20 protein-coding genes and 2 pseudogenes are annotated in these 21,089 nt (G+C 55.8%); 9 read left to right on the top strand and 13 right to left on the bottom strand.

Going from position 1 to position 21,089, the window contains the following annotated elements; all coding sequences use genetic code 11:
• The first annotated feature begins 9 nt into the window (after positions 1-9).
• The 8 genes from MTP38_RS13180 (at position 10) to MTP38_RS13145 (ending at position 8,144) form a co-directional block, all read left to right on the top strand.
• A complete protein-coding gene (locus tag MTP38_RS13180; RefSeq protein WP_110442442.1) occupies positions 10-777 on the top strand; it encodes an ABC transporter ATP-binding protein in 768 nt (255 codons plus the stop codon).
• Positions 767-961: a hypothetical protein gene (locus MTP38_RS13175; protein ID WP_249233813.1), complete on the top strand. Its 195-nt coding sequence runs from the start codon at positions 767-769 to the stop codon at positions 959-961. Before MTP38_RS13180 ends, MTP38_RS13175 begins: the two co-directional genes overlap by 11 nt.
• 702 nt (positions 962-1,663) lie before the next feature.
• Complete coding sequence (locus MTP38_RS13170) at positions 1,664-2,080, top strand: YjdF family protein (RefSeq protein ID WP_215666215.1); 417 nt, start codon at positions 1,664-1,666, stop codon at positions 2,078-2,080.
• 176 nt (positions 2,081-2,256) lie between these two features.
• Positions 2,257-2,721 (top strand): hypothetical protein, encoded by a 465-nt coding sequence (locus MTP38_RS13165; protein ID WP_215698199.1) that lies wholly within the window; start codon positions 2,257-2,259, stop codon positions 2,719-2,721.
• Positions 2,718-4,442 carry a recombinase family protein gene (locus MTP38_RS13160; RefSeq protein ID WP_442900532.1) on the top strand — a complete coding sequence of 575 codons (1,725 nt, stop codon included), beginning with the start codon at positions 2,718-2,720 and terminating at the stop codon, positions 4,440-4,442. The genes MTP38_RS13165 and MTP38_RS13160 overlap by 4 nt, the downstream gene beginning before the upstream one ends.
• 54 nt (positions 4,443-4,496) lie before the next feature.
• Positions 4,497-6,425: an ABC transporter permease gene (locus MTP38_RS13155; RefSeq protein WP_249233811.1), complete on the top strand. Its 1,929-nt coding sequence runs from the start codon at positions 4,497-4,499 to the stop codon at positions 6,423-6,425.
• 19 nt (positions 6,426-6,444) lie between these two features.
• On the top strand, positions 6,445-7,122 hold the full coding sequence (locus MTP38_RS13150; RefSeq protein WP_033121503.1) for a response regulator transcription factor: 678 nt from the start codon (positions 6,445-6,447) through the stop codon (positions 7,120-7,122).
• The gene (locus tag MTP38_RS13145; RefSeq protein ID WP_033121502.1) at positions 7,119-8,144 is read left to right on the top strand and encodes a sensor histidine kinase; all 1,026 of its coding nucleotides are present in this window, start codon (positions 7,119-7,121) and stop codon (positions 8,142-8,144) included. The genes MTP38_RS13150 and MTP38_RS13145 overlap by 4 nt, the downstream gene beginning before the upstream one ends.
• A gap of 119 nt (positions 8,145-8,263) precedes the next feature.
• Here MTP38_RS13145 and tnpA read toward each other — a convergent pair.
• From tnpA to MTP38_RS13655, 10 genes and pseudogenes are all read right to left on the bottom strand, one after another.
• Positions 8,264-8,721: pseudogene (tnpA, locus tag MTP38_RS13140) on the bottom strand (IS200/IS605 family transposase).
• Positions 8,722-8,897: 176 nt separating this feature from the next.
• Positions 8,898-9,146 carry a DUF6061 family protein gene (locus MTP38_RS13135; RefSeq protein WP_110442440.1) on the bottom strand — a complete coding sequence of 83 codons (249 nt, stop codon included), beginning with the start codon at positions 9,144-9,146 and terminating at the stop codon, positions 8,898-8,900.
• Between the two features lie 180 nt (positions 9,147-9,326).
• The gene (thrS, locus tag MTP38_RS13130; RefSeq protein WP_227621051.1) at positions 9,327-11,111 is read right to left on the bottom strand and encodes a threonine--tRNA ligase; all 1,785 of its coding nucleotides are present in this window, start codon (positions 11,109-11,111) and stop codon (positions 9,327-9,329) included.
• Positions 11,112-11,549: 438 nt separating this feature from the next.
• Positions 11,550-12,821 carry a chloride channel protein gene (locus tag MTP38_RS13125; RefSeq protein WP_249233809.1) on the bottom strand — a complete coding sequence of 424 codons (1,272 nt, stop codon included), beginning with the start codon at positions 12,819-12,821 and terminating at the stop codon, positions 11,550-11,552.
• A gap of 200 nt (positions 12,822-13,021) precedes the next feature.
• A pseudogene (locus MTP38_RS13120) lies at positions 13,022-14,432 on the bottom strand (ammonium transporter).
• A 315-nt stretch (positions 14,433-14,747) separates the two neighbouring features.
• Positions 14,748-15,116, bottom strand: a complete 369-nt coding sequence (locus MTP38_RS13115) for a DUF1622 domain-containing protein (protein WP_227621048.1) — start codon at positions 15,114-15,116, stop codon at positions 14,748-14,750.
• A gap of 14 nt (positions 15,117-15,130) precedes the next feature.
• Positions 15,131-15,769, bottom strand: coding sequence for an RpiB/LacA/LacB family sugar-phosphate isomerase (locus MTP38_RS13110; protein WP_227621047.1), 639 nt, complete (start codon positions 15,767-15,769; stop codon positions 15,131-15,133).
• A gap of 146 nt (positions 15,770-15,915) precedes the next feature.
• Positions 15,916-16,725 carry a gluconate 5-dehydrogenase gene (locus MTP38_RS13105; protein WP_227621044.1) on the bottom strand — a complete coding sequence of 270 codons (810 nt, stop codon included), beginning with the start codon at positions 16,723-16,725 and terminating at the stop codon, positions 15,916-15,918.
• 273 nt (positions 16,726-16,998) lie between these two features.
• Complete coding sequence (locus tag MTP38_RS13100) at positions 16,999-17,772, bottom strand: SDR family NAD(P)-dependent oxidoreductase (RefSeq protein WP_249233808.1); 774 nt, start codon at positions 17,770-17,772, stop codon at positions 16,999-17,001.
• A gap of 9 nt (positions 17,773-17,781) precedes the next feature.
• Positions 17,782-17,913, bottom strand: coding sequence for a hypothetical protein (locus MTP38_RS13655; RefSeq protein WP_256466381.1), 132 nt, complete (start codon positions 17,911-17,913; stop codon positions 17,782-17,784).
• A 153-nt stretch (positions 17,914-18,066) separates the two neighbouring features.
• On the opposite strand from MTP38_RS13655, the gene MTP38_RS13095 reads away from it, so the two are divergent.
• Positions 18,067-18,987 carry a nucleotidyltransferase gene (locus tag MTP38_RS13095; protein ID WP_249233807.1) on the top strand — a complete coding sequence of 307 codons (921 nt, stop codon included), beginning with the start codon at positions 18,067-18,069 and terminating at the stop codon, positions 18,985-18,987.
• A gap of 48 nt (positions 18,988-19,035) precedes the next feature.
• Here MTP38_RS13095 and MTP38_RS13665 read toward each other — a convergent pair whose 3' ends face one another.
• From MTP38_RS13665 to trmB, 3 genes are read right to left on the bottom strand one after another with little or no spacing between them, the layout of a single operon-like run.
• Positions 19,036-20,121 carry a putative ABC transporter permease gene (locus tag MTP38_RS13665; protein ID WP_269076668.1) on the bottom strand — a complete coding sequence of 362 codons (1,086 nt, stop codon included), beginning with the start codon at positions 20,119-20,121 and terminating at the stop codon, positions 19,036-19,038.
• A gap of 14 nt (positions 20,122-20,135) precedes the next feature.
• Positions 20,136-20,315 carry a DUF6472 family protein gene (locus tag MTP38_RS13085; RefSeq protein ID WP_227621040.1) on the bottom strand — a complete coding sequence of 60 codons (180 nt, stop codon included), beginning with the start codon at positions 20,313-20,315 and terminating at the stop codon, positions 20,136-20,138.
• The gene (trmB, locus tag MTP38_RS13080; protein ID WP_249233806.1) at positions 20,308-21,072 is read right to left on the bottom strand and encodes a tRNA (guanosine(46)-N7)-methyltransferase TrmB; all 765 of its coding nucleotides are present in this window, start codon (positions 21,070-21,072) and stop codon (positions 20,308-20,310) included. The genes MTP38_RS13085 and trmB overlap by 8 nt, the downstream gene beginning before the upstream one ends.
• Positions 21,073-21,089: the final 17 nt, after the last annotated feature.

Below are 21,089 nucleotides of genomic sequence, written 5' to 3'. Positions count from 1 at the left end.
GGTATTCACATGAAACCCATTTTGAATATTGAAAATTTAACAAAAATCTATGGCAATGTGCCAAGTCAAACAAATGCACTGAATGGGATCACCCTCCAGGTGATGCCGGGAGAGTTTCTCGGCATTATGGGAAGCAGTGGTTCCGGTAAATCCACGCTTCTCAACTGTATTGCAACTGTGATTCAGCCCACCGGTGGAAGCATTCAGGTGGAGGGCGATACTCTGCAATCCCTCAGGGGAAAGGCTCTTGCAGAGTACCGTGGCAAAAAAGTTGGTTATCTATTCCAGAACTTTGAATTGCTGGACAACCTGACTGGCAGGGAAAACATCCTGCTCCCGACTTCCTTGCATGGGGTATCCGAAGCAGAAAGCAGCCAGCGGCTGAAGCAGTTGGCTGACTATCTGGAAATCACTGATGTTCTGGATAAGTTTCCGTCCAAGATGTCCGGCGGCCAGCGTCAGCGTGTTGCGGCAGCAAGGGCTCTGATCTTACATCCCCAAATGATCCTTGCCGATGAACCGACGGGTGCGCTGGATTCTAAGAACGCAAGAAGTCTTATGGAGAAGCTGTCCGGCCTGAATCGTGACGAACAAGCTACGATCCTGATGGTAACCCATGATTCCAATGCCGCCAGCTTCTGTAAGCGCATCCTGTTCATCCAGGATGGCGTGATCTTTCATGAGCTTCGGCGTGGAGACGAAAGCCAGCAGGAGTTCTACGGGCGCATCCTGAAGGTGATGGCGCAACTGGGAGGGGGCAGCGCAAATGTTCTCTAATCTCATTCTTCGGAACAGCCGCCGCAGCCGAAAGGAAAACGGTCTGTTTTTCAGCTCCCTGGTGATTTCTATTGTTGCCTTTTACATGATTCTTTCCATCTCCACTCAAGATGTGATGCTCTTTTTGCAGAAAATGGAGAGTGACGCAGTGCGGGGTATCCGTAAAACAGTTTTCGAGAAATGACACGGCAACTGCCAGTCAGGATTGGTTACGAGTATCCGGCTAGGCCGAGGAAGCATCAAGTCCCATGTCCGCACCATCAAGGTGTTGGCATGGGGCTTTTTGCATATCAGGATTCTGTACACCTCTATCAAGGTGTAACACACTAGACTTTGTACCAAAGTCCGTGTGCCAAGGGGTGCTGCGCCCCCTTGGAATCCCTGCTCACATCGCCTGTGGGCGATGTGGATTCGCCACACAAAAGGCTCTCACAAAGGCGCACCCCGGCTGTTTGCGGCGAGGAAAAGGCACTTCTGCGGAAGTGTAATAACCCACTATGACACTTTCAGCCCTGCTGTCTGCAAAGTGTAGTGGGCTCTCCGAGGGGGAACGGTGGTATGGGGTTCGTTTCGGGCGAATCGCTGCGTACATGCGTACGGAAGGTTGGTACGCACGTACGCAGTAAAACGGTCAAATTCTCGTATATATGGGTGGTCATTTGACCACGAGTGTGGTATACTTCACTTGGAAAACCAATTAAGGTAGATATAATGCACAGGGATGTGCTTTATATAATAAAAGCAGGATAAAAACGCAACGCATTTCTTCCTGAGAGATGCTAGAGCTGGTAGGTAGCCCAGCCGTCTGCACCGCACGGTGTAGGTAAGTAACCTTCCCCTCCGGGTTGTCCATTCCTGTAAGGATTTATTTCAGGAGGGTTTCGTTATGGACATTGATTCTACAAAGCTGACTGTGTTTTTTGAGGCTCCATTCTGGATTGGAGTGTTTGAGCGTATTGAGAGAAGAAAGCTTTCAGTGTGTAAAGTCGTGTTTGGCGCAGAACCAAAGGACTATGAAGTCTTGGAGTATCTGCTCAAGAATTACAGTCGGCTGCGCTTCAGTCCATCTGTTGAGACAGTTGTAAAGAAAGAGTCTGTGAATCCAAAGCGATTGCAACGGCAAATCCGAAAGGAAACAGCTGCCACAGGAATCGGCACAAAATCACAGCAGGCGTTGCAAATGCAGCGAGAAGAAAACAAGCTGGTGCGAAAAGCACTTAGCCGTAAACAACGCGAAGCAGAAAAGCAGCGTCAATTTGAACTGAAACAGCAGAAGCGAAAGGAAAAGCATCGGGGCAGATAATGCCCCTTTGCTTTTATCTGGCAGGGTTTGGGGCAGGCACGCCCCAACAAGAAGCTGTCCCAAAGGGGCAGGAAATTTTCAAGAATTGAAAATTTGTGGCCACGGGACGATTCTTGCTCTCACGAAAACCCATACTTTTTGAAAAAACGCTTTTCGCAGCCAAAGGAGGATGCACCATGAAAAAAGAGATCGAAGCCTTTGTCAACGCAGCCAACGAGCAGGAGTTGGAAGCCGCATGGAATAACCTCTCGGCAGAGGAACAGCAGATTTTCGAGCAGCTCATGGAGGAAGACTCACCCGAAGATGCACTGGCATTTTTCGCCCAGCTGTATGACGATACCCCGAAGGAGCAGGCCAGCGAAACCGTGAGCATCTCCGAAAATGAAATCTATTTCAAGCGGCAGCCCTTGACCGAAGAGCAGAAGAAGCACGGCTCCTATGTAGATGAGAACGGCAACCTCCATGTCAAGAATCTGTCCGCTTTCTGGATTCCAGAACTGACCACCACGGAGAAAGTCGGTCACACCACCTACACCGTGACCGGCAGCTATGAGGGCAAGGAATCCTTTTTGAAGAAGCTGGAGCGCATTGTTGCCAAGAACGCCCAGCAAAAATTTGAAGATGAGGGTGCAGACGAATGACAACTGCGCCTAATTCTGCTATACTTGACCCGTTAACCAATCCTGTACTGACAGTTGCTCCACAGAGTAAGGAGGACACAACAATGTCTGGAGCAACGAATAAGATCACCGCACTTTACTGCCGACTGTCGCAAGAGGACGCACGGCTCGGCGAAAGCCTGTCCATTGAGAACCAGAAGGCTATCCTTCTGGAATACGCCAAAAAGAACCACTTCCCGAACCCAGTGTTCTTTGTGGATGATGGCTACTCCGGCACGAACTATGACCGCCCCGGCTTTCAGAGTATGCTGGTCGAGATCGAAGCAGGGCGTGTAGGAATCGTTATCACGAAAGACCTGTCCCGACTGGGGCGCAACTCTGCCTTGACGGGTCTGTACACAAACTTTACCTTTCCCCAGTATAGCGTTCGCTACATTGCCATTAACGACAATTACGACACCATTGACCCGAACAGCGTAAACAACGATTTTGCGGGTATTAAGAACTGGTTCAACGAGTTTTACGCCCGCGATACCAGCCGCAAGATTCGGGCTGTCCAGAAGGCCAAGGGAGAGCGTGGAGTGCCGCTGACGGTCAATGTTCCGTACGGCTATGTAAAAGACCCGGAGAACCCGAAGCATTGGCTTGTTGACCCGGAAGCGGCTGCGATTGTGAAGCGCATCTTCTCCATGTGCATGGAGGGACGTGGCCCGACCCAAATTGCAAACCAACTGTGGGTGGACAATGTTCTGACTCCCACCGCCTACAAGCTGAGCCATGGCCGGAGTACAAACGCACCTGCCCCGGAAGACCCTTACCGCTGGGATAAAAGAGCAGTAAGTTTGATTCTGGAACGCCGGGAGTACACTGGCTGCACAGTCAACTTCAAGACCTATACTAACTCTATCTGGGATAAAAAGAGACATTTGAATCCTGTGGAAAATCAGGCTATCTTCCCGGATACACATGAGCGCATTATTGACGATGATGTGTTTGAAAAGGTTCAGGAGATTCGTAACCAGCGTCACCGCATGACCCGGACAGGCAAGAGCAGCATTTTCTCCGGTATGGTCTACTGCGCTGACTGCGGTTCCAAGATGCAATATGGTTCGTCCAACAACAGGGACTTCAGTCAAGACTTCTTTGATTGCTCTCTGCACAAGAAGAACGGGAGCAAGTGCAAGGGACACTTCATCCGAGTAAAGGTTCTGGAAGGACGTGTACTGAGTCATGTTCAGCGGGTGACGGACTACATTCTCCGTCATGAAGACTACTTCCGCAAGGTCATGGAGGAGCAGCTTCGGGTGGAAAGCACCGAAAAGCTGACCGTCCTGAAGAAGCAGCTTGCCCGGAATGAGAAGCGGATTGCAGACCTCAAACGGCTGTTCATGAAAATCTACGAGGATAACGCCAGCGGAAAGCTGAGCGATGAACGCTTTGACATGATGAGCCAGAGCTACGATGCCGAACAGAAGCATCTGGAAGAGGAAGCCCTTTCTATCCAGCAGGAAATCGAAGTACAGGAACAGCAGATCGAGAATATTGAGAAGTTCGTCCAGAAAGCGCACAAATACGTTCATATTGAAGAACTCACCCCTTATGCTCTCCGTGAACTGGTGTCGGCCATCTATGTAGATGCCCCGGATAAGTCCAGCGGAAAGCGGGTGCAGCACATCCATATCAAGTACGATGGGCTGGGGTATATCCCTCTGGATGAACTGGAAGCAAAAGAAAAGGCGTGACCGAAGTCACGCCAAATCTTCCCCCATTGTGGGAATTTTTGCAAATACTGTTTTATGGGAACTCTGCTAGTTGACAAACTCCTGCTTCTGATTCCTGCGTTTTATGGAATGACCCTCGGTATTCTGTTCTTTTTGATCTATTTTGCCTGCAAGTATCAGTTCGAGCGCAGACGGCATGAGCTTGGTGTTTATCTAATGTTGGGGATGCGTAGAAGTAAACTGTTTGGTATGCTTCTGGCGGAAGATTGCCTGACCAGTATTCTTGCCATGCTCATAGGCTTACCTGTGGCTGTGGTGCTTTCAGAAATTGTCAGTCTTGTCACCGCCAAGCTGGTAGGCATGGGGATCATCGGTCATCAGTTTTCTTTATCCTGGTCTGCGATTGAATGGACGCTGGCAGGATTTCTGGCAATTAAGCTGACGGCACTTCTGATTTTGAGTGGACGAATCAGCCGCCAGGAGATCGGTACTTTGCTATCCCAGCCAACGAACCGCCCCAAAAAGCAAATGCCATCTGTTATCTATGGACTGGCTGCTATATGCGGAAGTGTGATGTTGGCAGTGGCTTACTACATGGCGATTCAGGGAATTGCATGGACAAAGGTAAGTATGATGGGACTGACTTTGCTGTTGGGCATAGTTGGTACGATGCTGCTTTTCTATGGGATGCGTGCGCTGATTGCTTTGATTGTTAAGAAAGGAAAAGGAAATAAGCAGCTTCATGTATTTACCTTCCGGCAGATTCAGGAGAATGTCATTCATCAGTCAAACTCCATGGCCATCAGCTCCCTGCTGATTCTGGCGGCGCTGTGTTGTTTTGGTGCGGGCGTAGGAATTGCAGGAACGAATAGCCTGTCTTCTGGCCATGTAATCGACTATACTTTTGAAGATCATACTGCAGAAGATTCATCGCAGGTTCTTCCGAATATAAAGGCAGTCCTGAAAGAAAACAGTTTGGAAAATCAATTTTCAGAGCTTTTTGAAATGAGGGTTGGGCGTATTCGCACCACAGAAGATTATGATAATGCCTACAGCATGGACGCTGTTATGGACTCTCTTCGGAGCCTGCCCCAGTCGGAAGACCGGGATGTCCTTCTGAACAATCTTGGTTATGCCACATACCCATATTTGATTTGTTTATCGGACTATAATCGTTTGTTGGAATTGTCCGGCAATCCGGCTCTCCAATTAGGCGAAAAGGAGGCCACTGTCTATATTGATACAGAGTTTACTACGGCAAGCCGTACCGCAATGCTGAACCAAGTATTGGCCGGGCAGCCCAAGGTGGAACTGGATGGTAGTCCGATTCATCTTACAGGAGAGGTTCAGTCTGTGAATTTGGTCACGGACCGTTCTATAACCTTGTCCTTTGCATTGATTCTTCCGGATGAAGCATTCCTATATTATAGTCAGGGAATGTATGATACCTATGTCAATGCGGTGCTCAGTGAGCAAGCTCTGAATGGAAATAGCCTTATGACTGCCTATTCCGATCTGAACGAGAAGCTGGACAAAATAGGTATCGAATATGAAAGCTATCTTCAGAATATGGGCCGCCAGCTTTTCTACACCGTAGCATCCATCTATATTACCCTCTATCTGGCGATTGTGTTCTTGGTGGTTGCCAACACCATTGTGGGTGTTCAGTTCCTGATGAGCCAGCAGAAAACCGGGCGTAGATACCAGACCCTGATCCGCCTGGGAGCCACTTACGAAAGCCTTTGCCAGTCTGCCGGAAAGCAGATTGCGTGGTTTATGGGACTTCCTGTATTGGTTGCAGCTGTCAGCAGTCTGTTTGGAGTCAGAGCGTTGTTTACAGGGATACTCTCGTCCCGAACCCGTGGGACAGTGCCTGAAATGCTGCTTGTATCTGCTACTATGATTTTGCTGCTTTGCGTGATAGAATATATTTATATGAGAGTGGTCAAGCACTCCAGTGATCGGTATTTGCTGACACTGATGCAGCCGCAGAGAGAAGAATAATTTGGAAGGAGGTGCTGTCGTGAAAAGAATTGCTGTTGTGGAAGATGAAGTCTATATGCGGGAAGAACTCTGCAATATGCTCCAAAAGGACGGGTATCTTGCGGAGGCAATCACCGAGTTTGAAGATGCCGCTCGGCTCCTGGCAGCCCTCCGTCCTGACCTTGTGATCTTAGACCTGAATTTGCCGGAGATCAGTGGCTTTCAAATCTGCCAGGAACTAAAGAATAAAACCGCTATCCCCGTCCTGGTACTAACTTCCAGAGATCAGGTAAAGGATGAACTGCAAGCGTTCCACTTGGGTGCCGATGAATATTTGACGAAGCCGTGCAGAAAAGACCGGCTTCTTGCCAGGGTATCCAATATTCTCAAAAGGTATGAAGGCCGTACCAATCTCATAGAGGGACCAGATTTCCTGTTAGACCAGCAGACCTACACGCTTTATATTCATAATACCTCTGTCGTGCTTCCAAAAAATCAGGGAAAACTGTTGGTTGCTCTTTTGTCCGGCGGCGATGCTCTGGTCACGACGGAGCAACTTTGCATAGCACTATGGGGAACCACGGAATACATAGACGAAAATGCCTTGCAGGTTAATCTGACCAGGCTGAAAAAGACGATGTCCGGTCTTGAGATGAAGCAGCGAATCGTTGCGGTTCGTGGGATGGGCTATCGTCTGGAAACGGGGGTGGCTCCATGAAGCAGCTTTGGCGCATAACAGAGCGATACTACCCCTGGCTATTGTTGCTGTTGGGCGTGGATTGCTTTTGTGCTATCATTCTTTGGATTTCTGACATTCAGGCATTTCAACCCTTGATTGGGTTAGTAGTTCTGACAAGCCTCCTTTTGTTTTCAGCGATTCTGTTTGTACTAAACAAGCGGGAGACTACCCGCCGAGAACTGTTCCGGGATTTCCTCAGTGATCCTACCATCTGCAACGAGGAACGGCTGCTCAGTGCCATCAGCCGGGAAGAAGGAGAATCTATCCGGCTTCTGGCATCAGTTTTACAGGAACACAAAACTGAGAGTAACAGTATGGCAGATGCCCTACAGGACTATGAAGAATATGTGGAGGGCTGGGCACATGAAGCGAAAACGCCCCTATCGTTGCTGACCATGCTCTTGGATAACCGGAACGATGAAATCTCTCCTTCCCTGCAAGCAAAGCTGGATTATGTCCGCAGTCAGCTTCAGGAGGATGTCACGCAGATGCTGTACTATGCCCGGTTGAAGAGCAGTACAAAGGATTACCGATTTGAGGATGTCAATTTGAATGACTGCTTGGGTGAAGTTCTGGAGGACTATGCCCCACTTCTTGAAGAGAAGCAGTTTGTCATTCTCAACAAACTGCAATCTGAAACAGTCTATACAGACCGTAGAGGACTTCAGTTTATGTTGGGACAAATCGTTAGCAATGCCATCAAATATAGCAGCGATAGTCCCATGCTTACAATTTCCGTGATACATTCGGAGACCGCAGATATCCTTTCTGTTGAAGATAACGGCATTGGCGTAAAAAAATATAATCTGCCGTACATTTTTCAAAAGGGCTTTACCGGGGATTCTACTGACAGCAGAAAGAAGGCTACCGGTATGGGACTTTACCTGGTTAAGAAGATGGCCGACGATCTAAATCTTCATCTGGAAGCAGCTTCCCAGTGGGGAAAGGGCTTCAAGATTGTCATCTTCTTTCCTAAATTGAGATCCAACGGAGGGAAATAATATAAACAGAAAAAATATCCCCCGGCTTAGCCGGGGGTATTTCTTATGCGGGCGAAGCCCTATGTTACCAGCCACGCCTCATGCGGCGTTGGTACGGTCTGACATCTGCATGGGGCTTGTTACCAGCTGCCCGTAAACGGGCTTAGAAGTTTCCCATCGTCAGCTGTTCGCCCATCCTATCTTCCTCTAACTGATTTCGGATGTACTCCTCTATTTTCTTTGCATTCTTTCCTACGGTGTCTACATAGTATCCCCGACACCAAAATTCGCGGTTTCTATACTTGTACTTCAGATTTGGGAATTGCTCGTAAATCATCAGTGAGCTTTTGCCTTTTAGGTATCCCACAAAGCTCGAAACCGCGATTTTGGGTGGGATCTCAAGAAGCATATGTATGTGATCTGGACACACCTCCGCTTCTACAATCGCCACCTTTTTCCATTCGCACAACTGCCGCAGGATTTTTCCTATCTCTCTGCGTTTTTCGCCGAAGAATACTTTGCGCCGATATTTCGGCGCAAATACGATGTGGTATTTGCAATTCCACTTCGTATGCGCTAAACTGTTTGTGTCATTCATTCTTGAGTGACCTCCCTTTGTTTTGTAGTTTGCAGTTGCCAGACCGCATCTCTACTATAACAGAGGGAGTTTTATTTTTCCTCATCGGCAGCAGCCTCTTTTGAACCACTCGCCCAGCGAGTGGTTTTCAGGATACAAAAACGCCCGCAGGATTTTCTCCTGCGGGCAGCGTGTTGTCAGCTATCCCAAGGCTTGTATTCTGTTACAGTTTTCAAATAGGTTTCGGGATCGCCGTTCAAGATAAGGTCTGCATACTCCAAAGGAGCGTTGTAGATCAAATAATCCAGCTCTGACCGCTGATACATATTGTCAGCAATCTCGTTCTCAACGGCGATAGTGTCAATCGCAATCATACTGCCGTCGCTGAATTTCACTTCCACACAGCAATTATCCATATTGTAGGCACAAGATATTAAGGTTTTCATGGTATGTCCTCCATAATTCGTAATATAAAGCGAAAATCCCGTCTGACATCCTGTTAGAAATCAGACGGGATTTGTCCGTATGCACCCCGGAAACCGTCAGCTAACAGTTGATAAGTAAATTAGTTCCTTATCACTGTTAAGCCAACGGCTGAGGGGATTTTTTGCAGTTCGTATTACAGCTTACAGGCTGCGGTTCTTGATCTCGGCAGTGACCTTTGCGATGAACTCATCCACTTCCATCGTGGTGGTCTCGCCCTTGCGGTCACGGACGGAGACGTTGCCGGCCTCGGCTTCCTTGGCGCCCAGCACCAGCATATAAGGCACGCGATCCACCTGCTGTGCGGCGCGGATCTTGTAGCCGATCTTCTGGTTGTCGTCGTCCAGAGCCACGCGGACACCGGCTTCCACCAGCTTCTCGGTGATGGCCTCGGCGTACTCGAGGGTCTTCTCGGAGACGGGCAGGACCTTGACCTGCACGGGAGCCAGCCAGGTGGGGAACTTGCCTTTGGTCTCCTCGATGAGGTAGGCCATGAAACGGTCGAGAGAACCCAGAATTGCGCGGTGCAGGACCACGGGGGTCTTCTCGGTGCCGTCCTTGTCCACATAGGTCAGGTGGAACTTGGCGGGCAGGCAGAAGTCCAGCTGGCAGGTGGACAGGGTGTACTCTGCGCCGACGGCGGGCTTGACGTTGACGTCCAGCTTCGGGCCGTAGAAGGCGGCCTCGCCGATCTCCTCGGTGAAGTGGATGCCCAGCTCGGTCAGAACCTCGCGCAGAGCGTTCTCGGCGTGGTTCCACATGGCGTCGTCGTCATGGTACTTCTTCTTGTCGGCGGGGTCGCGCAGGCTCAGCACGCAGCGGTAGTCGGTGATGTTGAAGTCCTTGTAGGTCTCAAAGATGAGGTTGCAGACGTCGGCGACCTCGCTCTTGATCTGCTCGGGGGTGCAGAACAGGTGGGCGTCGTTCTGGCAGAAGTGACGGCCGCGCTCGATGCCCTTCAGGGTGCCGGAGGACTCATAGCGGAAGTCGTGTGCGATCTCGCCGATGCGCATGGGCAGGTCGCGGTAGGAGTGGGGACGGTTGGCGTAGATCATCATGTGGTGGGGGCAGTTCATCGGGCGCAGGACATAGCTCTCACCCTCCATCTCCATGGCGGGGAACATATTCTCGCGGTAGTGATCCCAGTGGCCGGAGGTCTTGTAGAGGTTCACGGTGCCGATGCAGGGGGTCATGACGTGCAGGTAGCCGCGGGCACGCTCCTTCTCCTTGATATAGTTCTCCAGCTCCTGCCAGACGGTGTAGCCTGCGGGCAGGAACATGGGCAGGCCGCGGCCCACGAGGTCGTCGGTCATGAACAGGCCCATCTCCTTGCCGATCTTGCGGTGGTCGCGCTCACGGGCCTCCTGCTGCTCCTTCTCCCAAGCGTCCAGCTCTTCCTGATTACGGAAAGCCACGCCGTTGATGCGGGTCAGCATCTTGTTTTCCTTGTCGTTCTTCCAGTATGCACCGGACTGCTGGGTGATCTTGAAGGCCTTCAGAGCCTTGGTGTAGGTCAGGTGGGGTCCGATGCACATATCGACATATTCGCCCTGCTGGAAGAAGCTGAACTCGGTCTCGTCAGCCAGATCGGCCATATGCTCGATCTTGTAGTTCTCGTGGCGCTCCTCCATCAGCTTGACGGCCTCGGCGCGGGGCAGGATGAAGGGCTTGATGGCCAGATTCTCCTTGGTGATCTTGCGCATCTCCTTCTCGATGCTGGCGAGGTCTTCGTCGGTCAGCTTGGTGTCGCCGAGGTCAACGTCGTAGTAAAAGCCGTTCTCGGTGGCGGGGCCGAAGGCAAAGTCAGCCTCGGGGTAGAGGCGCTTGATGGCCTGTGCCATGACATGGGCTGCGGTGTGACGGATAACGTGCAGTTCCTGATCCTGCGGGCACTCGTCCACATGACCGTCCTTATAGATGATCTTCATGATATTGCTCCTTTTTGAGATGAAAAATGCGTTTGGGCACGACAAAAAAGACGCTTCACCCCGTATATGCTCTACGGGATGAAGCGCCTTTGAAAGACTCAACTGCGTTCCACGGTTCCACCCGAATTGCGTGCTGCTGCACGCCACTCGCTGTGCTGTAACGGGCGCACCCGGCAGAGGTTCACCTCTGCACTCTGCGGTGGTAGAAGTCCGGCACATGGCAGGCTGCTTGCAGCGCGTCCGTCGGAACGGCAGCCCTCTCTGCGGCATGAAGAAACGGGACCTCGGTTTGTCCGCATCATCGTTTTAGGACATTTGATTTTGACGCACCGGCGGCAGAAACGCCGCACGCTGTGTGCATCACAGGATGAAACTACGAGTAATTGTAGCACGGAGCGCAGAAAAAATCAAGGCCTCATCGCTGGAAAATGAAAGAGGTCAATGATGGCGAAGCCGCTCTCCCCAGTTGGCGGTATACTCCGACAGCAGCTTCTCAGTGACGAAGAGCTGGCTGCTGTAGAGCCCGTGGGTGCCCGAGAGCATATAGCAGACGCCGCAGCCCAGCGCGATCAGCTCGAGGCCTGCCCCGCCGAACAGCTCATAGGCCAGCAGGATGGAGGGGATGAGGGTGTTGGTCGCGCCGCAGAAGACCGAGATGAGGCCGACCGCCGCCGCAAACCCGGCGGGCAGGCCCAGCAGCGGGCCGAACACGCAGCCGAAGGTCGCGCCGATGTAGAAGCTGGGCACGACCTCACCGCCCTTGAAGCCTGCCGAGAGGGTCAGGGCCGTCAGCAGTATCTTGCAGAGAAAGTCCCACGGCAGGGCCTGCCCCTGCTCGATGGCGGCGGTGATGACGCCCATGCCCGCGCCGTTGTACCGCCCCACCCCCATCAGGTAGGACAGGGCCACCACTGCTACGCCGCCCACGACGGCCCGCACCCACGGGTTGGGCAGACGGCGGGGCATTTCGTGCTCCATCGTGTGGAGGAGCCAGCAGAACCCCCGGGATACCAGCGCACAGGCTGCGCCCAGCACCGCCGCCAGAAGGGCCGTGTCGATGGAGAGGGCCGGTGCGGTCAGCCCGAAGTGGGTGGGGGCGATGCCGCAGGCCAGCGAGACGCCGTAGGCGATGAGGGCAGCGGCGAAGCCGGGCACAAAGGCCACCGAGAACGCAAGGCCCACGTCCTCCACCATGATGCCGAAGAGGGTCGCCGCCAGCGGCGTGCCGAACAGTGCCGAGAAGAACGCCGCCATGCCGCAGGCCGTGGCCGTGCGGCGGTCATGGTCGGAGAAGCGGAAGAGCTTGGCGATGTTGTAGCCGATGCTGCCGCCCATCTGGAGCGCCGCGCCCTCACGGCCGGCCGAGCCGCCGCAGAGGTGGGTGAGCACGGTGCCCAGAAAGATGGCCGGCACCAGCAGCGGGCTGACGCTCTCACCACTGTGGACGGCCCGGATGACATTGTTGGTGCCCATCCCCTCACAGCCGGTCAGCTTATAAAGGGCCACGATGGCGAGGCCGGCCAGCGGCAGCAGCCAGAGCAGCCAGACGTGTTCGCCCCGCCACTCGGTGACGTGTTCGACCGCAAGATGGAACGCCGTGCCCACTGCGCCGCAGACGAGGCCGGTGGGGATGGCCAGCAGCAGCCAGCGGGCCAGAATGGCCGTCACGGCCCGAAGGGAATAAAGCTCCTTTTTCAGAAATTCTTTCATATTGACACTCCTGTATTTTGTTCCTACCCTCCAAAGATAGCACGGAGACCGGACGCTGTCAAGAAACGCCAAAGCCCCGCTCCCTTGTGCGAAGGAGCGGGGCTTTGAGCTGTGTTTGGAATTATCAGAAAAAAGGAAAAAGGAGAACAATATCGTCATGCCTCACGGCGGGACAGCGTATGAAGTTTGGGGCAGAACGCTTACTCCACGTCCTGCAGGGCGGCGAAGTCTTCCTCGCCGGTGCGGATCTTGACCACGCGGGTCACATTGTAGACGAAGATCTTGCCGTCGCCGATGTGGCCGGTGTAAAGAGCCTTCTTTGCGGCCTCCACCACGGAGTCCACAGAGATCTTGGAGACGATGACCTCCACCTTGATCTTGGGCAGCAGGGTGCTGTCCACCGGCACGCCGCGGTATTTCTCGGGGGTGCCCTTCTGGATGCCGCAGCCCATGACCTGCGTGACCGTCATGCCGGTGACGCCCAGATCGTTCAGGGCGCTCTTGAGCTGGTCGAACTTGGAGAGCTTGGCGATGATGGACACCTTGTGCATACCGGTGTCGTAGATGCCGTCGTGGATGACCGCAGCCTCACGCACCACCGGCACGGCGGCGTCGATCTGCTTGGCAGAAGCCTTGGAGGCAGCGTCCTCGCCGAGGTCGGTGTTCTCGTTGGGGACCATGGCGGCGGAGTTTGCATCGGAGATAGCGAAGCCTGCGTAGGCGGAAGCCAGACCGTGCTCATGGATGTCCAGACCGTCGATCTCCACCTCAGCGGGGACGCGGAGGCCGATGGTCTTGTCGATGATCTTGAAGATGAGGAACATGACGACGAGGACATAGGCATCCACCACGACGAGGCCCAGCAACTGGATACCCAGCTGGCTCAGACCGCCGCCGTAGAACAGGCCCTTGCCGACGCCGTTGCCGCCGTCAGAGAAGAGGCCGACGGCGATGGTGCCCCAGACGCCGTTTGCAAAGTGGACGGAGACAGCGCCCACGGGGTCGTCGATCTTTGCGACCTTATCGAAGAACTCGACGCTCAGCACCACGAGGATGCCGGCCACAAAGCCGATGAAGAAAGCGCCAAAGGGAGAAACGGTGTCGCAGCCTGCGGTGATGGCGACCAGACCGGCCAGAGAGCCGTTCAGGGTCATGGAAACCTATGCTCTGCAGCCAGCCGCCGCCCCACATCCAGTGGCCGCAGATGGGGTAGACCACCAGCGAGATGGCTGCGGAGTAGACGCAGTAGGCTTTGAAGTTGGTGCGCTCAGCCATCGAACCGGAAACGATGGTGGCGGCCGTTGCGCAGAAGACGGTCTGGAACACGATGTACACCCACAGCGGGATGTCGAGGCCCAGATGGGAATAATCGCCCTGAATGAAGGGGTCGAACCCGCCGATGAGAGCGCCGGTGCCGCCGAACATCAGGCCGAAGCCGATGAGCCAGTAGCAGGGCGTGCCGATGCAAAAATCCATCATATTTTTCATGAGGATATTGCCGGTGTTCTTGGCGCGGGTGAAGCCTGCCTCGCAGAGCGCGAAGCCGGCCTGCATGAAGTAGACGAGGAACGCTCCCACGAGCGTCCAACAGGTGTTGATGGAGCTGAACATAACGCAGATACCTCCCCACATATTTTGCCGCCGGGTGCCAGCCCGGCAGCGCGTGCACACCCGGCTGCTGCGTCCCTCTATCTGCGCAGCAGCGCGGAAAATCCGGAAAAGGAAGCCCTCTATCTCTTCCTTGGTCGCAGGGGACAAGCCTCCCCCGGAAATACAAAAGGCGCTGACCGGATCTTCATCCGTCAGCGCCTTTGCTTTCGATGGCAAAAGTATAGAGCGGTTTGGTCAAAGTGTCAAGAGCAGAACGCTATTTTTGACATTTTACACAAACCGAAAAAGAAGGGGCAAAGAAAACTTTGGCAGACATCATTTTTCCTCGGTGTGGCCCGCCCGCATCTCGACATGGAGCAGCAGGCTCATCAGCGCCCGCAGCGCGAAGGTCGCGGCCAGCGGCACGACCGACTCGAGGTTCTGCAAAAGAAAGGTCTTGGCGATCTCTGCCGACATGAGGAATTCCAGCGCCGTCGTCAGGCCGGTGCTCATCTCGTGGTGGAAGTCGTACCGGTCGTGGAAGAAGGTCGTCCGCACATAGTGATAGGTGGCCCGGGCCAGACTCGTCACGATGATGAACAGGCCGATGGCCTCCGCCAGTCCTGCAATGAGGGGGACGGCGGATTCCAGAAAGCCCTCCAGCAGATGGGCGATGTTCTCGTTCAGGTGATACAGGGCAGTCATCTTCACGTCACCGCTCAGACCAGCAGGCTCTTGACATAGGCGGCCAGCTCCTCGTCCTTGCAGGAGGCAAAGAACAGCTCGCGGAACTTCTCACCGGCGATGGCACCCTTCAGCAGATCCTGATCGATGCTCTTGAGGCATTCGATGAGGGGCTTGAAGGTGGCGGCGCGGACGCCGTCGAGGATCTTCTTGTTCCGCTGCTCCGGCTCGACCCGCTCCTTGGGGTAGCCCTGACCGTGGCCGAAGCCGAACAGCTTCTCAAAGCAGTACTCAAGGTTCAGCTCGCCGCCCCAGCCGAAGCCCTTGGCAAAGGGCATGGCGACCGCGTTGCCGTCGTTGACGTGGGCGAAGGTGTAAGCATCCACAGGGTCCTCCACATGGCCGCAGATGACGCCGGGGAAGCTGTTCAGGGCCAGCATGGCGCCCTCGCCGGTGCCGCAGCCGGTGATGACGTAGTCGGCAGCGCCGCTGTTCAGCAGGATGGCGGCGAGGATGCCGCACTGCACATAGGTCAGCTGGGCGGCGTCATCGGCGGCATACATACCGTAGTTGACCACCTCGTGGCCCATCGGCTCCACGACCTTCTTCAGAGCGGCCTCGATGATGCCGTTCTTTGCGGCCTGACTGTTCTCGTTGATGAGTGCGATCTTCATGGGGAAAATCCTCCTGTTTTTGTAGTATTTCAACTGTCCTCAGTGTAACAGATTTAGGTTGAAAAGTCGATATGGAAAATAAAAGCGCCGTGCCCGGCGCCCGGAAGGCAGAGGACACGGCGCGGAATATGCCGGAAGGGGAAAGCTTACTGCGGCTGCTTGCCGATGTAAGCCAGAATGCCGCCGTCAACGTACAGGATGAGGCCGTTGACGAAGTCGGAAGCGGCAGAGGCGAGGAAGACGGCGGGGCCGCCCAGATCCTCCGCTTCGCCCCAGCGGCCTGCGGGGGTCTTGGCGACGATAAAGCTGTCGAAGGGGTGACGGCTGCCGTCGGGCTGACGCTCGCGCAGAGGTGCGGTCTGCGGGGTGGCGATGTAGCCGGGTCCGATGCCGTTGCACTGGATGTTGTACTCGCCGTACTCGGAGGCGATGTTCTTGGTCAGCATCTTCAGGCCGCCCTTGGCAGCAGCGTAGGCGGAGACGGTCTCACGGCCCAGCTCGCTCATCATGGAGCAGATGTTGATGATCTTGCCGCCGCCCTGAGCGATCATGTCGGGGATGACAGCCTTGGAGACGATGAAGGGGGCGTTCAGGTCAACGTCCACCACCTGACGGAACTCGGCAGCGGTCATCTCGGTCATGGGGATGCGCTTGATGATGCCGGCATTGTTGACCAGAATGTTGATGTGGCCGACTTCCTCGGTGATCTTTGCGACCATTGCGTTGACGGCGTCCTCGTCGCAGACGTTGCAGACGTAGCCGTGGGCCTTGATGCCAGCCTCGGCGTAGGCGGCCAGACCCTTATCGACCAGCTCCTGCTTGAGGTCGTTGAAGACGATGGTAGCGCCGTTTGCGGCCATTGCCTTGGCGATGGCCATGCCGATGCCGTAGGATGCGCCGGTGATGAGCGCGACCTTGCCGGTCAGGTCAAAGGATTTGGGAGTACACTGTGCCATGATAAAGTCCTCCAATCAAAATTTTGCTTTGCAGGGCGCTGCGCTGCCGGGCTATGCCAATGGCCCATACCTGCCGTCATGGGAAGCGGCGGCGGGCCGTCCGGCCATGCGCCCTCTTGTATACTAGAGTAGCATTCTTTATTCCGACTGTCAAGGCATTTTCTTAGTACAATTACTGCAAATTTTTACGCATTTTGCTGCGTTTTCGTGAAATCGTCATAAAAAGGCGGGCTGCAAAGGCTGAGATTGCTGCTTGTTGCACACAATGGTCCCTCAGCCCAGTTTTTTCTTCTGCTGGCGGGCGACGATGGGCATGAGAAGGGGCATCGGCACGAGCCGCTGGGCCGCTGTCGCGGCCTGCATGAGGGCCGAGGGCACGATGATGGTCTTGCGGCGGAGCATCCCCCGCATGGCCTCCTCGACGCAGAACTCCGGACGGATGCCCCGCAGCGCAAAGACCACGTCGGCCCGGTCGTTGAACTCCGTGTCCACCGGGCCGGGGCAGAGAGCGCAGACGTAGACGGGGCTGTGCTGCTCCCGCAGCTCTTCCGCCACGCCCCGGGTCAGGCTGACGACGTAGGCCTTGGTGGCATAGTAGCCCGCCATATACGGCCCGCCCGGCAGCAGCCCGGCGGAGGATGCCACGTTCAGCACGGTGCCGAAGCCCTGCGCCTCCATCTTCTTCACGGCGAACTTGAAGAGCTGGTGCATGGCCAGCACGTTGACCTTCGCCATGGAAAGCTCTTTTTCGCCGCTGGTCTCAAGAAAGCTGCCGCAGACGCCGAAGCCTGCGTTGTTGATGAAAATATCCAGCCGCTCGTCGGCCAGCGCCTCACAGAGGCGGGCGCACTCGCTCTCCTGCTCGAGGTCGGCGGGCAGGATGCGGCAGAAGGTGTTGTATTTGACGGTCAGCTCTGCGGCCAGCGCCTCGAGCCGGTCGGTGCGGCGGGCGGTGAGGATGAGCCGGAAGCCGAGGCGCGCATACCGGCGGGCGAACTCCCGGCCGATGCCGGAGGATGCGCCGGTGATCCATACAGTCTTAGACATGGCTCCTCCTTATTCTGCAAGGCCGGAGGCCCGGTCGATGGCGTTCAGGTCTTCGTCGGTGAAGCGGGTGTTGTTGAGGGCGGCGGTGTCGCCGAAGTGGTAGGGCAGGGTGGAACAGCGTGCAGAGGATGCAGTGTACATGGCGGGGACTTCCTTTCTTTTATTTTACCCCATTGTAGCACGGAGGCGCACCGGAATCCATAGAAAAGCGCAGCTCTGTCTTGTTGCCCGGCGGGATTTGGAGTATAATAGGGCTGTATTTTGCAAGACACCCTTCGGAGGAGGAGAGAACATATGAACAAACCGGTTCTGGTGGTCATGGCGGCCGGCATGGGCAGCCGCTACGGCGGGATGAAGCAGATCGACCCGGTGGGGCCCTGCGGTCAGGTCATCGTGGACTATTCCCTGTACGACGCCCGCCGCGCAGGCTTTGAGACGGTCATCTTCGTCATCAAGCACGAGATCGAGGACGCCTTCAAGGCCGCCATCGGCGAGCGGGTCTCCAAGGCGATGGACGTGAAGTATGCGTTCCAGCAGCTGGACGAGCTGCCCGAGGGCTACACCATCCCCGAGGGCCGCGTCAAGCCATGGGGCACCTGCCACGCCGTGCTGGCGGCAAAGCCCTATCTCCACGGCCCCTTCGCCGTCATCAATGCGGACGATTACTACGGCCCTGAGGCCTTCAAGGTCATCTACGACTATCTTTCCACCCACACCGACGGTGAGGTCTACGACTACTGCATGGTGAGCTACCTGCTCCGGAACACCGTCTCGGAGAACGGCAGCGTGGCCCGGGGCATCTGCGCCCTCAACGAGGACAGCACCCTCCGCAGCGTCACCGAGCACACCCGCATCGAGACTTACGCCGACGGCATCCACTACACCGAGGACGGCGGCGAGAGCTGGACCGACCTGCCCGGCGACACCCCCGTGAGCATGAATCTCTGGGGCTTCGGCGAGAGCTTCGTGCAGGAGGCTGATCGGCGCTTCGCCCGCTGGCTGGATGAGAATCTGGAAAAGAACCCGCTCAAGTGCGAGTATTTCCTGCCGCTGGTGGTCAGCGAGCTTATCGGCGAAAAGAAAGCCGCCGTCAAGGTGCTGCGCAGCACCGACCAGTGGTACGGTGTCACCTACCGCGAGGATAAGCCTGTAGTGGTAGAGGCCATCGCCCGAAAGACAGCGGACGGGCTCTACCCGGAAAACCTCTGGGCCTGAGAATAGAAAAACGGCTGGGACAGCGTGCTTCCCAGCCGTTTTTGTTGTTTATTGGATGCCGAAGGTGTTGTTATGGTCGAAATAATCCGGGTATTCCTTCTCGAGCTGCTCGAGGAGGCTGTTGAGGGAGCGGTTGTTCTGGCCATGCTTCAGCTTGGGGTAGGCGCGGAGCATACGGCCCTTGCCCAGCAGATGGGTGCTGCGGCGGGTGCGGGCCTGCATGACCTGCGCCCGTGCGGCCAGCTCGTCCTTGAGCTGCTCCAGCTGCAGCAGCGAGGTGGTCTGCTCGGCTTTGCCCTGTGCGGCCAGTTTGACGGCCTTGGCGGCCTCGGCAGCGTTGAGGCGGGCGGTCTGGGAGGCGCGGCGGGCGGCCTCCATCGCCTCGTCGGCGCGGGCACGCATGGTGGAAGCGGCCTCACGGGGCGACAGCTTGTTGTAGTTGTCCCGGGCCTCGGCGGCGGCCAGCTTGAGCTGCAGCCGGCTCTCGTCCATCTTCTGGTCCATGTCCATCGCGGTGGTGCCGAGGATCTCGGTCATGGCGTCGCTGACAGCGTGCATACTGTCGGCCACCTTTTCGAGGGCGTCCAGCTCCCGGGCCAGATCGGAGGCAGAAATGCCGGTGGCGACCACGTCGGCGGCATACACGGCGTAGAGCAGGCACATGAGGATGAAGCCCACCAGCGGCGGCACGATGTCCACCAGCGCGGCGATGGCGGGGTGGACGGCCTTGACCATCAGGAGGGCACCTACGCCCCACAGCAGCGAAAACTCGAGGCAGATATAGCCCCCGATGTTGAAGGGCCTGTCGCTGTAATCCCACCACCGGGTGCGGTAGAGCTTATACAGCACCCAGCCGCCCACCAGCTCCAGCACGCTGGGCAGGAGGACGCCGCCGAGATACAGCAAGAGCAGGCTGTCCTCCAGCGGCGTGAGGAAGAAGAGTACTAAAATCATGCCGAAGCCGTAGATGGGGCAGACCGGGCCGTTGAGAAAGCCGCGGTTGACCAGCTGGCCGGTGGTGGCGGCGGCATACACCACCTCGAGGCACCAGCCCAGACAGGAGTAGATGAGAAAAAATGCGAGGATGTGGTAGAGCGAAAAGCCACAGATGGCCGTGTTGAGGAAAAACGACAAGGGAACACCTCCATTCAATTCTGCCTGCGGACGATCTTGTACTCGTCGCCCGGCTCGAAATAAGGACAGGCCGACGTGGTGCGGGAGAGATAGCGGGCCATCTCATCCTCGTCCAGTGCGCCGCCCACGGCGCAGTAATAGCTGCCGTACTCGTCCTGCTGGTTGTTCAGGCAGGCTTCACAGGGGTCAGACATTGGCGTCTCCCTCGGCGGCCTTGGCTTCGGCCTCTGCCTGTGCGGCCAGCTTCTTGAGCACCTTCGGCTCGACCCACGTCACAGAGTCGTCGCCTGCCTTCTTGCGGGCGATGAGGGCCTTTATTTTAATGCCCATCTCGGTGAACATTCCCTCGTGCTCGGTGCGGATGTTCCACTCCGGCTCATTCTCGTGGAGGTCGTAGGTCTGCCAGATGATGTCGTAGCCGGAGGCGGGGAAATAGCTCAGGCTGTCCCGGAACAGGTCGTCGTCGTCGGTCTTGAAGTAGATGTCGCCGCCGTCCTTGAGGAAATCGCGGTACTGGATGAGCTGGCGGGGGTAGGTGAGGCGGTGCTTGTTGGAGGAGGCGTTCTTGCTCCATGGGTTGCAGAAGTTGATGTAGATGCGGCTGACGGTGTCCTCCGAGGTGATGACGCCCTTGATGCGTTCGATATCGGTGCTCATGATCTTCACGTTGTCGATGGGGCGGCCTGCGGCGGCGTAGGCCGCTTCGATCTTCCGCTTGGCGAGGATGAGCACCTTGTCGGTGATGTCGATGCCCAGATAGTTGTTCTCCGGGTGGGCGGAGGCCAGCTGGGAGAGGAAGCCGCCCTTGCCGCAGCCCAGCTCCAGCACGAAGGGCTGCTCCGGGCGGGCATACTGGCTGTGCCATTTGCCGCCCCAGACAAAGGGGTCGTGGACGTGAAAATCGGCGGCCATCAGTTCGTCGTGGGCATAGGGCTTGAAACGCATTCTCATAAGATCGTATTCTCCTT

It is taken from the genome of Faecalibacterium sp. I3-3-89, assembly GCF_023347275.1.
Lineage (GTDB): Bacteria > Bacillota > Clostridia > Oscillospirales > Ruminococcaceae > Faecalibacterium > Faecalibacterium butyricigenerans.
Note: the sequence above shows the minus strand (reverse complement) of the source record. Positions and strands in the feature narration are given on the sequence as shown.

What these genes read in the sequence shown, in the direction of transcription:
- MTP38_RS13180 (WP_110442442.1), top strand. Translation starts at nt 10, where the DNA reads ATGAAACCCATTTTGAATATTGAAAATTTAACAAAAATCTATGGCAAT.
- MTP38_RS13175 (WP_249233813.1), top strand. Translation starts at nt 767, where the DNA reads ATGTTCTCTAATCTCATTCTTCGGAACAGCCGCCGCAGCCGAAAGGAA.
- MTP38_RS13170 (WP_215666215.1), top strand. Translation starts at nt 1,664, where the DNA reads ATGGACATTGATTCTACAAAGCTGACTGTGTTTTTTGAGGCTCCATTC.
- MTP38_RS13165 (WP_215698199.1), top strand. Translation starts at nt 2,257, where the DNA reads ATGAAAAAAGAGATCGAAGCCTTTGTCAACGCAGCCAACGAGCAGGAG.
- MTP38_RS13160 (WP_442900532.1), top strand. Translation starts at nt 2,718, where the DNA reads ATGACAACTGCGCCTAATTCTGCTATACTTGACCCGTTAACCAATCCT.
- MTP38_RS13155 (WP_249233811.1), top strand. Translation starts at nt 4,497, where the DNA reads ATGGGAACTCTGCTAGTTGACAAACTCCTGCTTCTGATTCCTGCGTTT.
- MTP38_RS13145 (WP_033121502.1), top strand. Translation starts at nt 7,119, where the DNA reads ATGAAGCAGCTTTGGCGCATAACAGAGCGATACTACCCCTGGCTATTG.
- MTP38_RS13135 (WP_110442440.1), bottom strand. Translation starts at nt 9,146, where the DNA reads ATGAAAACCTTAATATCTTGTGCCTACAATATGGATAATTGCTGTGTG.
- thrS (WP_227621051.1), bottom strand. Translation starts at nt 11,111, where the DNA reads ATGAAGATCATCTATAAGGACGGTCATGTGGACGAGTGCCCGCAGGAT.
- MTP38_RS13125 (WP_249233809.1), bottom strand. Translation starts at nt 12,821, where the DNA reads ATGAAAGAATTTCTGAAAAAGGAGCTTTATTCCCTTCGGGCCGTGACG.
- MTP38_RS13115 (WP_227621048.1), bottom strand. Translation starts at nt 15,116, where the DNA reads ATGACTGCCCTGTATCACCTGAACGAGAACATCGCCCATCTGCTGGAG.
- MTP38_RS13110 (WP_227621047.1), bottom strand. Translation starts at nt 15,769, where the DNA reads ATGAAGATCGCACTCATCAACGAGAACAGTCAGGCCGCAAAGAACGGC.
- MTP38_RS13105 (WP_227621044.1), bottom strand. Translation starts at nt 16,725, where the DNA reads ATGGCACAGTGTACTCCCAAATCCTTTGACCTGACCGGCAAGGTCGCG.
- MTP38_RS13100 (WP_249233808.1), bottom strand. Translation starts at nt 17,772, where the DNA reads ATGTCTAAGACTGTATGGATCACCGGCGCATCCTCCGGCATCGGCCGG.
- MTP38_RS13655 (WP_256466381.1), bottom strand. Translation starts at nt 17,913, where the DNA reads ATGTACACTGCATCCTCTGCACGCTGTTCCACCCTGCCCTACCACTTC.
- MTP38_RS13095 (WP_249233807.1), top strand. Translation starts at nt 18,067, where the DNA reads ATGAACAAACCGGTTCTGGTGGTCATGGCGGCCGGCATGGGCAGCCGC.
- MTP38_RS13085 (WP_227621040.1), bottom strand. Translation starts at nt 20,315, where the DNA reads ATGTCTGACCCCTGTGAAGCCTGCCTGAACAACCAGCAGGACGAGTAC.
- trmB (WP_249233806.1), bottom strand. Translation starts at nt 21,072, where the DNA reads ATGAGAATGCGTTTCAAGCCCTATGCCCACGACGAACTGATGGCCGCC.